Source organism: Nonomuraea diastatica, assembly GCF_004349015.1.
Lineage (GTDB): Bacteria > Actinomycetota > Actinomycetes > Streptosporangiales > Streptosporangiaceae > Nonomuraea > Nonomuraea diastatica.
This window is the reverse complement of the sequence record NZ_SMKP01000108.1, coordinates 1-13,207: the sequence shown is the minus strand read 5'-3', so window position 1 is coordinate 13,207 and position 13,207 is coordinate 1. Positions and strand designations below refer to the sequence as shown.

The 13,207-nt window shown below is 71.9% G+C and carries 10 protein-coding genes; 4 read left to right on the top strand and 6 right to left on the bottom strand.

Annotated features, from left to right (window positions below):
* The first annotated feature begins 44 nt into the window (after positions 1–44).
* The gene (locus E1294_RS31760; protein WP_132514567.1) at positions 45–2,654 is read left to right on the top strand and encodes a PEP/pyruvate-binding domain-containing protein; all 2,610 of its coding nucleotides are present in this window, start codon (positions 45–47) and stop codon (positions 2,652–2,654) included.
* Between the two features lie 45 nt (positions 2,655–2,699).
* Here E1294_RS31760 and E1294_RS31755 read toward each other — a convergent pair whose 3' ends face one another.
* The 5 genes from E1294_RS31755 to E1294_RS31735 all read right to left on the bottom strand — a co-directional run bounded on the left by E1294_RS31755 (position 2,700) and on the right by E1294_RS31735 (position 7,984).
* A complete protein-coding gene (locus E1294_RS31755) occupies positions 2,700–3,626 on the bottom strand; it encodes a sugar phosphate isomerase/epimerase family protein (RefSeq protein ID WP_132514565.1) in 927 nt (308 codons plus the stop codon).
* Positions 3,623–4,789, bottom strand: a complete 1,167-nt coding sequence (locus tag E1294_RS31750) for a dihydrodipicolinate synthase family protein (protein WP_132514563.1) — start codon at positions 4,787–4,789, stop codon at positions 3,623–3,625. Before E1294_RS31750 ends, E1294_RS31755 begins: the two co-directional genes overlap by 4 nt.
* Positions 4,786–5,931 carry a Gfo/Idh/MocA family protein gene (locus E1294_RS31745; RefSeq protein ID WP_132514561.1) on the bottom strand — a complete coding sequence of 382 codons (1,146 nt, stop codon included), beginning with the start codon at positions 5,929–5,931 and terminating at the stop codon, positions 4,786–4,788. Before E1294_RS31745 ends, E1294_RS31750 begins: the two co-directional genes overlap by 4 nt.
* 133 nt (positions 5,932–6,064) lie before the next feature.
* A complete protein-coding gene (locus E1294_RS31740; protein WP_132514559.1) occupies positions 6,065–7,291 on the bottom strand; it encodes a ribonuclease D in 1,227 nt (408 codons plus the stop codon).
* A 111-nt stretch (positions 7,292–7,402) separates the two neighbouring features.
* On the bottom strand, positions 7,403–7,984 hold the full coding sequence (locus tag E1294_RS31735) for a DUF3000 domain-containing protein (RefSeq protein ID WP_132514557.1): 582 nt from the start codon (positions 7,982–7,984) through the stop codon (positions 7,403–7,405).
* Between the two features lie 693 nt (positions 7,985–8,677).
* Between E1294_RS31735 and hemE the strand changes: the two genes are divergently transcribed.
* Positions 8,678–9,682: a uroporphyrinogen decarboxylase gene (gene hemE, locus E1294_RS31725; protein WP_220448037.1), complete on the top strand. Its 1,005-nt coding sequence runs from the start codon at positions 8,678–8,680 to the stop codon at positions 9,680–9,682.
* 45 nt (positions 9,683–9,727) lie between these two features.
* On the opposite strand, the gene E1294_RS31720 is transcribed toward hemE, so the two are convergent.
* Complete coding sequence (locus E1294_RS31720; RefSeq protein WP_132514553.1) at positions 9,728–10,708, bottom strand: DUF4349 domain-containing protein; 981 nt, start codon at positions 10,706–10,708, stop codon at positions 9,728–9,730.
* A 135-nt stretch (positions 10,709–10,843) separates the two neighbouring features.
* On the opposite strand from E1294_RS31720, the gene hemG reads away from it, so the two are divergent.
* Positions 10,844–12,247 carry a protoporphyrinogen oxidase gene (gene hemG / locus E1294_RS31715; RefSeq protein ID WP_246083422.1) on the top strand — a complete coding sequence of 468 codons (1,404 nt, stop codon included), beginning with the start codon at positions 10,844–10,846 and terminating at the stop codon, positions 12,245–12,247.
* The gene (gene hemQ / locus E1294_RS31710) at positions 12,244–12,954 is read left to right on the top strand and encodes a hydrogen peroxide-dependent heme synthase (RefSeq protein WP_132514549.1); all 711 of its coding nucleotides are present in this window, start codon (positions 12,244–12,246) and stop codon (positions 12,952–12,954) included. The genes hemG and hemQ overlap by 4 nt, the downstream gene beginning before the upstream one ends.
* Positions 12,955–13,207 lie beyond the last annotated feature (253 nt).

Genomic DNA, 13,207 nt, shown 5'->3' with positions numbered 1-13,207 from the left:
GCGTGACACTCGTGTCAGGACGCTGAACGGCAGGGGTGAACCTGATGAACACGGCACTGGACTTCTCCGAGATCGACGCGGGCATGCTCGCCGAGGTGGGCGGAAAGGCCGCCAACCTCGGCGAGCTGACCAGGGCGGGGTTGCCCATACCACCCGGCTGGGTGCTGACCACGCAGGCGTACCGTCAGGTCGCCGAGGGCCTGGAGACGAGCGGTGACGGGCTCGCCGAGCGCGCCAGGCGGCACCTGCTGCGGGCTCCGGTGCCGGACGCCGTGCGCGAGACGATCGTGAAGGCGTACGCCGCGCTCGGCGACGACGTGCCGGTGGCCGTGCGCTCCTCCGCCACGGCCGAGGACCTGCCGTTCGCCAGCTTCGCCGGGCAGCAGGACACCTTCCTCAACGTGGTGGGCGCGGACGCGGTGGTCGACGCCGTACGCCGCTGCTGGGCCTCGCTCTGGACCGACCGCGCCGTCGCCTACCGCGAGTCGAACGGCATCGACCATGCCGCCGTGCGGCTCGCGGTGGTCGTGCAGACCATGGTGGACGCGCGGGTTGCCGGCGTCATGTTCACCGCCAACCCGGTGACGGGCCGGCGGCGCGAGGCCGTCATCGACGCGGCCCCCGGGCTCGGCGAGGCCGTCGTCTCCGGCGCCGTGAACCCCGACCGCTTCATCGTTCATGGGGGCGAGATCCTCGAACGCCACGCGGGCGACAAGCGGCTGGCCGTCCGCGCGCTGCCCGGCGGCGGCACGGAACGCGTCGAGACCACCGGCGACGCGCGGGACGTAGAACCCGGGGACGAACTCTGCCTGACCGACGCCGAGGTGCTCGCCCTGGCCGAGCTGGGCACGCGCACCGAACACCACTACGGCTCCCCCCAGGACACCGAGTGGGCCATCGACCACGACGGCGCTTTCTGGCTCACCCAGGCGCGCCCGATCACCACGCTCTACCCGCTGCCGGACGACCCCAGGCCGGGCCTGCGGGCGTTCTTCTCGTTCAACGTCGCCCAGGGCGTCATGGGGCCGATCACGCCCATGGGACGGTCGGCCCTGCGGCTGGTCGCCTCGGGAGCGGCCGGACTGTTCGGCCACGGCCCCGCCGACCCCCTCGACGGCCCTGCCTTCATGACCGAGTCGGGGCAGCGGTTGTGGATGGACCTCACCACCGCCGTACGCAGCAAGGCCGGCCGCGCCATCATGCCGCGCATGCTGCAGCTCGGGGAGGCGCGCACAGGCCCGGTCATCGAGCAGCTGGTGACGGATCCCCGGCTGCCGCTGACGTACACCTCCCGCCGCCCGGTCATCCGCGGCCTGCGCCGCTTCGCCGGCCGCATTCACGCCCCCTCGCGGGCCCTGCTCGCGCTGACCAGGCCAGGCAAGGCCCTGGCGTACGCCGCCCGCGTGGGTGAGGAGATCGACCGGCGCCTGCCGCTGCCGTCGGAGGCCACCCCGGAGCAGCGCCTTGACCACGCCCAGCGCGTGCTCTCCCGCGCGTTCCCTCTCATCGTCTCGATCATGCCGATCGCGATCACGGGCTACGGCTTGTTCGCGCTGTCCTCCAGGCTCTCCGGCGTGCCGATCGGCGACATGCAGGACGTCCTGCGCAGCGTCCCCCGCAACCCGACCACGGAGATGGACCTGGAACTGTGGGATCTGTCCACCCGCGTCGAGCCCGAGCCGTTCATGACCGAGCCGGTGGAAGAGCTGGTCCGCCGCTACGGGGCCGGCACGCTCCCGCCCATCGCCCAGCGGGAGATCACGAGATTTCTGGACACGTACGGCCATCGCGGCGTCGCCGAGATCGACCTGGGCGTGCCCCGCTGGTCGGACGAGCCCGCACACATCATCGGCGTGATCGCCAACTACCTGCGCATGGACGGCGACGCCTCCCTCGCGCCCGCCGCGCTGTTCGCCAAGGGTGCGAGGGAGGCGCAGAAGGAGATCGCCCGCGTGGCGGCCGAGGCCGGACGCAAGGGCCGGTGGCGGGCGGCCGTGGTGCGGTTCGCGCTCGGGCGCACGCGGATGTACGCGGGGCTGCGCGAGCTGCCCAAGTTCTACGTGGTCAAGATCCTCGCCGGGGTGCGGCGGAGCCTGCTGCAGGTCGGGGAGCACCTGGTCGGCCTCGGGGTGCTGGACGCGGCGCGGGACGTGTACTTCCTCGACCTGAGAGAGGCCAGGGCCGCCCTGGGGGGCGGTGACCTGCGCGGGCTCGTGGCGGAGCGGCGGGAGGCGTACGAACGGGAGTCGCGCCGCAGGCACGTGCCCAGGGTGCTGCTCTCCGACGGCACCGAGCCCGAGGCGCTCGCCACCTCCGCCCCTGCCTCCGGCGCTGGGGGCGCGCTGACCGGCACGGCCGCGTCGGCGGGCACCGTCACGGGCGTGGCCAAGGTGGTGATGGACCCGATCGGCGCGCAGCTGGAGCCGGGCGAGATCCTGGTCTGCCCCTCGACGGACCCGGGCTGGACACCGCTGTTCCTGACGGCGGGCGGGCTCGTGATGGAGATGGGCGGCTCGATGTCGCACGGCGCGGTGGTGGCCAGGGAGTACGGCATCCCGGCCGTCGTCGGCGTCGCCGACGCCACCCACCGCATCACCACCGGCCAGAAGATCACCGTGAACGGCGCCGCGGGCACGGTCACGCTGCCGTCCTGACGCCTCCGGCGGCCAGTCCGTCGCGCAGGGCACACACGCCGCGGCTCAGCCGGTGGCGAGCACCACGTCCTCGTATCGGGCCTTCATCGTGGCCACCACCTCGTCGGGGTCGGCGGCCCAGATGTCGGCGTTGAAGATCTCCACCTCGACGTCGCCGGTGTATCCGGCGGCCAGGACCGCTTTCGTGATCGGGGGGAACCCGATCACGCCGTCGCCCATCATGCCCCGCGCGAGCAGCACGTCCGCGGGCAGCGGGTGCAGGTAGTCGCACACCTGGTACGACGCGATCCTGCGGCCCGCGCGGGCGATGTCCTCGGACAACCTCGGGTCCCACCAGACATGGAAGGTGTCCACCACCACGCCGACCTGCTCCTCCGGGTAGGCCAGGCTCAGGTCGAGCGCCTGACCGAGAGTGGACAGGACGGCCCGGTCGGGACAGTAGACGGGGTGGAGGGGCTCGAGAGCCAGCTTGACCCCCCGCTCCCCGGCGTAGGGGGCCAGTTCCGCCAGCGCCTCGGCCACCCGCTCCCGCGCCCCGGCCAGATCCCGCGAGAACCCGCCCGCCGCCACGCCGCCGTCACCCGTGCCACCCGCGCCGCCCGCGTCCGCGGTACCGGCCGGCAGCGGCTCGCCCGGTGTCACCCCTGGCAGGCCGCCCACCACCATCACCAGGCAGGCCGCCCCCAGCTCCGCCGCCTCGTCGATGGCCCGCCGGTTGTCGTCGAGCGCGCGGGCGAAGGCGCGGCGACCCTCGTCGCCCGGCAGCCCACCGGCCGTCATGAAGCCGCCCCGGCACAACGACGACACGCGCAGCCCGGCCTCCCTGACCAGCTTCACGCTCTCCGCGAGCCCCTGCTCGGCGACGTTCTCCCGCCACAGCCCGACCGCCTCCAGGCCGTGCCGCACGCATCCGTCCACGGCCTCGGCCACGGTCCAGCGCCGTGTCGTCCGCTGGTTGAGCGAGAGGCTCACAGCCCGTTCACCTCCAGCAGCGCCTTCATGCGGCGCACGGCAAGCTCCTGGTCGGCCAGCAGCCCGGCCTGGTCGGCCAGGTGGAACACCTCCGACAGGTGGAGCAGCGAGCGGGCCGACTGGGCGCCGTTCACCATGGCGAACGCGTCCTGGTGACCGTTCAGCCAGGCCAGGAAGACGATGCCGGTCTTGTAGTGGTACGTGGGCGTCTCGAAGATCTTTCTGGACAGCGGGACCGTGGGGGCCAGGATCTCGTCGTATGACGCCAGCAGCCGGTCGCGGCCCGCGTCGTCGCCGGCGGCCTCGGCCGCGTCGAGCGCCTGCAGCGCGGCCGCCGCCGCCGGGGCGATGGCGTCGAAGATGCCGAGCAGCGCGTGGGAGCCCGTCCTGATCAGCGACGGGTAGTTGAAGTCGTCGCCGGTGTAGAGCTTGACCCCGTCGGGGAGCGCGGCACGCAGCTCCACCTCGTGCTCCTCGTCCAGCAGCGACACCTTCACCCCGTCCACCATGGACGCGTGGGCGTGGATCAGCTCCAGCAACGACGCGGTCGCCGCCGCCACGTCGCGTGAGCCCCAGTAGCCGGCCAGCTGCGGGTCGAACATCTCGCCCAGCCAGTGCAGGATCACCGGGCGGTCCACCAGGCCGAACAACTTGCCGTACACCTGGTGGTAGTCCTGGGGACCCGTCGCGGCTTTCGCGAGCTGGCGGGAGGCCATGATGATCACGCCGGCGCCGGCGGACTGCACGGTCTCGATCTGCTCGGCGTACGCGGCCGTGATCGTGTTGAGGTCGGCGGCCTGGGGTGCGTGATCGGTGCCCGCGCCGCAGGACACCAGCGTCGCGGGGTCGCCGGCCGTACGCGCCTCGGCGGCGCTGCGGCGGATGAGCTCCTTGGTGGCCGCCCAGTCCAGGCCCATGTTGCGCTGGGCGGTGTCCATGGCGTCCGCGACGCGCAGGCCGTGCGACCACAGGTGGTGGCGGAAGCGCAGGGTGGCATCCCAGTCGACGGCGGCGGGGGAGCCGGGCGTGTTGTCGCCCAGCGGGTCGGCCACCACGTGCGCGGCGGCGTACACGATGCGGCTGGTGGCCGGGGCGTCCGGCACCGGCCAGGCCGTCCGCTCGTTCAGGGTGTACGCCCCGATGCCGGGCAGGTCGATCCTCACAGCTGCGGCACCTCGATCCTGCGGCCCTCGGCGTTGGAACGCAGCCCCAGCTCGGCGAGCTGCACGCCGCGAGCGCCCGAGGCGAAGTCGTTGGGGAAGGGCGCGTCCTCCACCACGTGCCGGACGAACGCCTCCCACTGGACTTTGAACCCGTTGTCGAACTCGGCGTTGTCCGGCACCTCCTGCCAGCCGTCGCGGAAGCGCGCCGTGGCCGGCAGGTCGGGGTTCCAGACGGGCTTGGGGGTGGCGGAGCGGTGCTGTGCGCGGCAGTTGCGCAGGCCCGCCACGGCGCTGCCGTGCGTGCCGTCCACCTGGAACTCGACCAGTTCGTCCCGGTTCACCCGGACTGCCCACGAGGAGTTGATCTGCGCGATGACGCCGCCTTCGAGCTCGAAGATCCCGTACGCGGCGTCGTCGGCGGTGGCCTGGTACGTGGTGCCCTGCTCGTCCACGCGAGCGGGGATGTGCGTCACCGCCCTGGCGTAGACCGACTCGATCCGGCCGAACAGGTTCTCCATGACGTAGTGCCAGTGCGGGAACATGTCGAGCACGATGCCGCCGCCGTCCTCGGCCCGGTAGTTCCACGACGGCCGCTGTGCCTCCTGCCAGTCGCCCTCGAACACCCAGTAGCCGAACTCGCCGCGCACCGACAGGATCCGGCCGAAGAAGCCGCCGTCGATCAGCCGCTTCAGCTTGAGCAGGCCGGGGAGGAACAGCTTGTCCTGCACGACGCCGTTCTTGACGCCCTTGGCCGCGGCGGCCTCGGCCAGCGCGACCGCCTCCTGCGTCGACTCGGCCGTCGGCTTCTCCGCGTAGATGTGCTTGCCCGCCTCGATGGCCTTGAGCACGGATTTGACGCGGGCGCTGGTGACCTGGGCGTCGAAGTAAATGAGGGTGCCGTCGTCGGCGAGGGCCGCGTCCAGTTCCGTAGTGAAATCCGAAATGTCGTGCTTGGTTGCAATATCTGCAAGTTTGTCGGCATTGCGGCCGACCAGTATGGGCTTGAGCTTGACCTTTCCGCCGTCCGAGAGCGTGACACCGCCCTGCTCGTTGATGGCCAGAACGGAACGGACCAAATGCTGGCGATAGCCCATCCGTCCGGTGACGCCGTTCATCACGACGCCTATGGTGCGCACGCTCATGAAGATCCCTTCAGGACAAACGGTGGAAAGCGCTTTCCCGAACCGTACGGCTGTGCGGCCCAGGGCGTCAAGTGGCGCGGGCCGTCAGGAGGCCCGCACACCGGGTGGCGGCCCCGCTCGGAGACCGCCGTGCTCAGCGCTCGCCGCGCGGCTCCAGCCTGGCCAGCGCCTTGGCGATGGGGTGGGCGGCGAGCGACAGTTGCCACTCGCGCGCTCCGAGCTCGCGCAGCCGCGCGGTCACGCTCTCGTCGGTGATCTCGGCCGGCGGCTCCCAGGTCAGTCTGCGGACGGCGTCGGGTTGCAACAGGTTCTCCGTCGGCATGTGGAGCTGGTCGGCCAGCGCGGACACCACCGCTCGTGCCGCCGCCAGCCGCTTGGCGGCGGCCGGATCGCGGTCGGCCCACCGGTTGGGCGGTGGCGGCCCTTCGCCGGGCGTGCTCGGCTGGGGGAGCTGGCTGTCGGGCAGCGTGCGGGCCCTGGCCACCGCGGCGAGCCAGTCGCTCATATGCCGTCGCGCGCTTCGCCCGGTGAATGCCGAAATTTCGGTCAGTGCCTTCTTGGTACGGGGCCCTTCGAGCGCCGCGGTGACGATCGCGGCATCGGGCAGCACCCTGCCGGGCGCCAGGTCGGCCTCGCGCGCGATGCGATCGCGCATGGTCCACAACTCGCGCACGGTGGCCAGCGCGCGTACGTTGCGCACCTTGTGGATGCCCGAGGTGCGGCGCCACGGGTCGGACCGCGGCACCGGCGGCGGGGTGTTGAGCACGGCGGCGAACTCCTCGCGCGCCCACTCCAGCTTCCCGCTCTCCGCCAGCTGCTCGTGGAGCACGTCGCGGAGCTCGACCAGCACCTCCACGTCGAGCGCGGCGTAGCGCAGCCAGTCTTCCGGCAACGGCCTGGTGGACCAGTCGGCCGCCGAGTGCCCCTTCTCCAGCCGCAGCCCGAGCACGGTCTCGACCATCGTGCCGAGGCCCACGCGCTCGTAGCCGAGCAGCCGCCCGGCCAGCTCGGTGTCGAACATCTCCCGCGGCCTGAACCCCAGCTCCATGAGGCACGGCAGGTCCTGCGAGGCGGCGTGCAGGACGATCTCCGCGTCGGCCACGGCCTGGTCGAGGGCGGTCAGATCGGGGCAGCCGACCGGGTCGATCAGCGCGGTGCCGGCACCGGCCCTGCGCAGCTGCACGAGGTAGGCGCGGTTGCCGTAGCGGTAGCCGGAGGCACGCTCGGCGTCGACGGCGACGGGGCCGCCTCCCGCGGCGAACCGCGCCGCGACCGTGGCCAGCCCGGCCGCGTCCGCGACGACCGGCGGGATGCCTTCGCGGGGTTCGAGCAGCGGCTCGACTGTGCGTTCTTCTGTCATTCGACCTTTTCCGTGGCTACTCCGACCCGCAGCCGGAGAGGAAACGCATTCCAGCGTAGCGAGGCAGGGAAACGTGGTGCGTACCCGGGCGGATCGGTGTCGGAGCGCGCATCACGTCTGGTCGTCATGTCGGCGGGGCAGCGCGGCCACGTCGGGCGGGAGCGCCGGGATCCCCGCCGCCAGGCACATCAGGTCACACCAGGCGGCGACATGGCCGGAGAGATCCTCCTGAGCGGGTGACCAGGACGCTCGCAGCTCGAGCTCGGTCGTGACCGGGTCGTCGGCCTTGTTGCCGAACCCCTCGGACACGGCTCTCGTCACCGTACCGCCGGCGGCGGAATAGCCGGCCTGGTGCGCGTCGAGGGCTTCGGTCAGCCAGCTCCAGGCCACGGGCCCGAGCAGGGGATCGGAGGTGATCTCCGGCTCCATGTCGGCCCTGACGTAGGCGACCAGGCGGAACGGGCCCTCCCAGCCGCGCTGGCCGTCGGGGTCGTAGAGGAGGATCAGCCGGCCGACCGCGAGCTCGTCGTCGTCGCGGTAGACGGAGGCGCCGATGGCGGCGGAATAGGGGGCCAGCCGCTGCGGCGCGGGCAGGTCCTCGAGCTCGATCTCCGGCCGGGCCTCGGACAGCCGCAGACTCTCCGCCGCGCGGGTGAACTCGGCGGGAGGCGGTGGCTGGTCACCGAGTGTCATAGCCGAAGCGTAGGTCGAAGACGGACGGAAGGGGACCACGGGGGTGCTCATCTTTGGTGATCAAGCCGCTGCCGTAACAAGCTGGCGAACGGGCCGGGTGGACTCGGCGGAGCCGAGAAGGATCGCGTGGCCGCACTCGGTGCAGGCCCACTCGGGGCACTCGCCCTGCTCGTGCCCGTCGGCGCACGGAGGCTGCTCGAAGGGGCGCACACCGGCACAAGACGGGCAACACTCACTGCGGCGCTCTGGGAAACTCCACAACGCGGGCATCGCACGAGTCATCGAAGCGGGGCCTTTCTTCGGGTTGTGGCTCTGACGTTGGCACGAGCCGCTGACAATTCCCCGCAACGCGCTCGGCGTGTCCTGAAAGTGGTCGCTGAATCGATGCCGCGCGGTTGCTTGGCGAACATTTGGCTCAGTCGAGACCGGCTCTCTGGGCGGGCATGGGGTGTGTTCGACCCGTGTGGGACGCCGACGCCGAGCAGACCGGTAAACCTTCATCCGGCTATCTGATCATGATTTGCTAGGTCCAATGGATGTTTTTCCCGACACAGCCGCTTCGTGTCGCCGCAGAATCCGTCACCGGACACCGATCCGCCCCGGACATGGCCCCGCCGCAGGACGCCGTCCCCTGGCGGGACCGGTGCCCCGGCGTGGCACGCTTGTGGGGTGAACCTCGCCGACTCAGCGTTCCTGCGTGCCTGCCGCCGCCAGCCCGTCCCGCACACTCCGGTCTGGTACATGCGCCAGGCCGGACGCTCGCTGCCGGAATACCTCAAGGTCCGCGAGGGCGTGCCCATGCTCACCGCGTGCGCGACGCCCGAGCTGATCGTCGAGATCACCATGCAGCCGGTCCGCCGCTACGGCGTGGACGCGGCCATCTTCTTCAGCGACATCGTCGTCCCCCTCAAGGCCATCGGCATCGACCTCGACATCAAGCCGGGCGTCGGCCCGGTCATGGCCGACCCGATCAAGGACGCCAAGGGCCTCGACGCGCTGCGCCCGCTGGAGCCCGGCGACGTGCCGTACGTCACCGAGGCCATCCAGGCGCTCACCGGAGAGCTGGGCGGCACGCCGCTGATCGGCTTCGCGGGCGCGCCGTTCACGCTCGGCTCCTACCTGATCGAGGGCGGCCCGTCGAAGAACCACGACAAGACCAAGGCCATGATGTACGGCGCGCCCGAGTTGTGGCACGCCCTCATGGAGCGCCTGTCCGCCATCGTCCTGGAACACCTGCGCATCCAGGTCGCGGCCGGCGCCTCGGCCGTGCAACTCTTCGACTCCTGGGTGGGGGCGGTGGCGCCGGACGACTACCGCGAGTTCGTCCTGCCGCACACCCGGCGCATCCTCGAAGGCGTCCAGGACGTGCCGCGCATCCACTTCGGCGTGGGCACAGGCGAACTGCTGGGCGTGCTGGGCGAGGCGGGAGCAGACGTGGTGGGGGTCGACTGGCGGGTGCCGCTCGACAAGGCGGCCCGCCGGGTCGGCCCCGGCAAGGCGCTGCAGGGCAACCTCGACCCCGCCATCCTGCTGGCGCCGTGGGACGTGGCCGAAAGCAGGGCCCGCGACGTGCTGCGGCGCGGCCGGGCGGCCGAGGGGCACGTCTTCAACCTCGGTCACGGCGTCCTGCCCTCGACCGACCCCGACCAGCTCAAGCGCCTGACCGACCTCGTCCACGAAGCCGGCGCCCCGGCTTGACGCCGCGGGCCCCTGGAACGTCGAGGAGCGGCGCGGCGCCGGTGTTCAGGCGGCCGTGGGGCCAGGGCCGCCCGGCTTCGGGCCCGGGGGCGGAGCCGCGACAAGGCCACGAGCGGCGCGGTCACGGCGCACCAGATGGATCACCAGGGCGAGGAGCGGAAGCGAGACGACGACCCACGGCAGCACCGCGCCGAGCATCGTGAGCGCCACCTTCACGAACGACACCAGCGCGCCCCACCCGGCCTCCAGCCCGCCGAGGAAGCCCGCCGGCTCCTCGTCAGGGCCGGCCACCGTGGCCACCGGCCCCACCAGCCGGAGCGTCAACGTCGCCATCGCGACCTGCGCGGCCAGCTCCTTCTGCTGGGCCTGCAGCGACTCCAGGTCCGCCTCGCGATCGGAGATCTCCCGCTCGACCTGCAGTACCTGGCCGATCGTCTCGGCCTTCTTCAGCAGCGTGCGCAGCGACTCCAGCGACTGCTGCGCCGACTTCAGCCGGCTCTCCACGTCGGCCACCTGGAGCGTGACGTCCTGGGTGCCCTGGTTCATGGACAGCTGCCTGCCCAGATCCTTGCCGAGCCGGCCGGCCACCTCGGCGTACTTCGCCGGCGGGATCTTGAACTCCAGCATGGCCGAGTCCTCGGTGGCGTCGGCCGAGTTGGTCTCCTCCTTGGACAGGTGGCCGCCGGCCGCGGTGACGATCTGCTTGGCCTGCTGCACGGCGGTGGAGACCCGCTCGGCGCGCACGGTCATGCTCCCGGTGTAGATGACCTGCCGCTCCTGCCGGGTCACCTTGACGCCGGAGACGACGCTGTCCCCGCCGTCCCCGCTGCCCCCGTCCGCCTGCGGGCGAGACTGCTCGGTGGACTGCGCCCTGGCCTGGGGCTGGCTGGCCTTGTACCGCTCGGGCCGCACCTGGGTGGAGTCCATGGCCGGCGCGCCGGCCGACAGGCTGCCGCCGCCGCAGCCTCCCAGGAGCGTGACCAGGCAGGCGGCTGATAACGCGATGCCGTACCGCATTCGTCTCATGCCTTAGAGACGGCTGCCGGATCACCCCGGTTTGACGGCGGAAATCACGGTCCTGCATCTATGGCCTCACTTCGTGCCGCAGCCTGGCCGACCCGGGAGGGTGGGCGACGTCGTGAGGCGGTAGCGTCGGGAGGCGTGGAAGGGAATCGGGCGCACGTGGTGGTGGTCGGCGGCGGGATCTCCGGTCTGGCCGCCGCGTGGCACCTCCGCCAGGGCGCGGGCGAGCGGGTGAAGGTGACGGTCCTCGAGGGTTCACCGCGCGTCGGCGGCAAACTGTACGCCTCGGAGGTCGCCGGGGTGAGCGTCGACGCGGGAGCGGAGGCCATGCTGGCCCGCCGGCCCGAGGGCGCCGAGCTGGCCAGGGCGGTCGGGCTAGGGGAGGAGCTGGTGTTCCCCGGCACGGCGCGCTCGGCCGTCTACACCAGGGGCGCGCTCCGTCACCTGCCGAAGGGCCAGGTCATGGGCGTGCCGTCCGACCTGACCGAGCTGGCGAGGTCCGGCATCGTCTCGCCCGGCGGGCTGCTGCGTGTGCCGCTCGACCAGCTCCTGCCGCCCACCCTGGTGCGCACCGACGTGTCGGTGGCCGCCTACATCCGCGCCAGGATGGGTGCCGAGGTCGTGGAGCGGCTGGTCGAGCCGCTGCTCGGCGGCGTCTACGCGGGCCGTTCCGACACGCTGTCGCTGGAGGCCACGATGCCGCGCGTGGCGGCCGTGGCACGCTCCGAGCGCTCGCTGCTGTCCGCGGCCCGGCAGCTCGTCGAGGACGCGCCGAAGGACGCGGGGCCCGTCTTCACCTCGCTCAAGAACGGCGTCGGCGGCCTGCCCGAAGCGGTCGCCAAGGCGTCCGGCGCCGACGTCAGGACCGGCGTGACCGCCCGCGAGCTGCGCAGGACCGAGCACGGCTGGCTGCTCGTGACGGGCCCCGTGCCGAGGCCCGAGACCATCGAGGCGGACGCGGTGATCGTGGCCGTGCCGGGGCCCGCCGCGAGCCGGCTGCTCAAGGACGAGGCGCCCAAGGCGGCGACCGAGCTGGCCAGGATCGACTACGCCAGCATGGCCATCGTCACGCTCGCCTACCCGGTCGACGCCTTCCCCGAGCCGCCCGCCGTCAGCGGCTACCTGGTGCCGCCCGTGGAGGGCCGGCCGGTCAAGGCGGTCACGTTCAGCTCGGTGAAGTGGCCCCACCTGGCCAGAGACCTGGTGGTCCTGCGCTGCTCGATCGGCAGGATCGGCGAGGAGCACCTGCTCCAGCGCGAGGACACCGAGCTGGTGTCGCTGGCCATGGCCGAGATGGGCGAGGTGATGGGCGTACGCGGGCTGCCCGTGGACAGCCGGGTGACGCGCTGGGGCGGGGCGTTGCCGCAGTACAACGTGGGCCACCTCGACCGGGTGGCCAAGGTGCGTTCCGCGGTGGCCGTGCAGCCGGGGCTGGCCGTGTGCGGCGCGGCCTACGACGGCATCGGCATCCCGGCGTGCATCGGCGCCGCGCGTACGGCGGCCTCCCGGATTCTGGACCACCTGTCGCTACGAGGAGAATGAACACCATGACAGAGGGCGCCGCGCGGCTCAAGGCCCGCGATCTCAACCAGGTGATCCGTTACACGATGTGGTCGGTCTTCCAGGCGACCGAGCCGTGCCCGAGCGACCGCGACGGCCTCGCGCGGGAGGTCACCGAGCTGCTCGACCAGGCAGCCGGCAAGGATGTCGTGACCAGGGGGGTCTACGACGTGGCGGGGTTCAGGGCCGACGCCGACTACATGTTCTGGTGGCACGCGCCCACGCCCGAGGACCTCCAGGACGTCTACGCCCGGTTCCGCCGCACCACGTTGGGGCGGCACAGCAGGCCCGTCTGGTCGGCGATGGCGCTGCACCGGCCGGCCGAGTTCAACAAGTCGCACATCCCGGCCTTCCTCGCCGAGGAGGAGCCGCGTGCCTACGTGAGCGTCTACCCGTTCGTCCGCTCCTACGAGTGGTATCTGCTCGACGACTCCGAGCGCCGGGCGATGCTGGCCGAGCACGGCAGGATGGCGCGCGACTACCCCGACGTGCGGGCCAACACGGTGGCGTGCTTCTCGCTCAACGACTACGAGTGGATGCTGGCCTTCGAGGCCGACGAGCTGCACAGGATCGTCGACCTGATGCGGACGCTGCGCGGCGCGCAGGCCCGCCGGCACACCCGGGTCGAGATCCCGTTCTACACCGGCGCCCGCAAGCCGGTGCAGGAGCTCGTCGCCGCCCTTCCCTGACGCGCGCCGCCGTCCCGCTGTAAAAGATCAAGACCCGAGTTGGCGATCCAACTGTTTTGATCGGCCCGCCTTGTCACAATCAGGGAAATCCCTAGTTCGTCGGGGCGTGCGCAGGGCTGGCACGTTCCAACCGCGGGCCCCGTACAGGTCCGGGCAGGGAGGCGGGGTGGACGAGTCGGGCAGGCCCGACCGGCGCGCGGCCGGTGGTCGTGCGGCCGGTCGTCGTGCTTTTGGTAGTCGTGCGGCCGGTGGT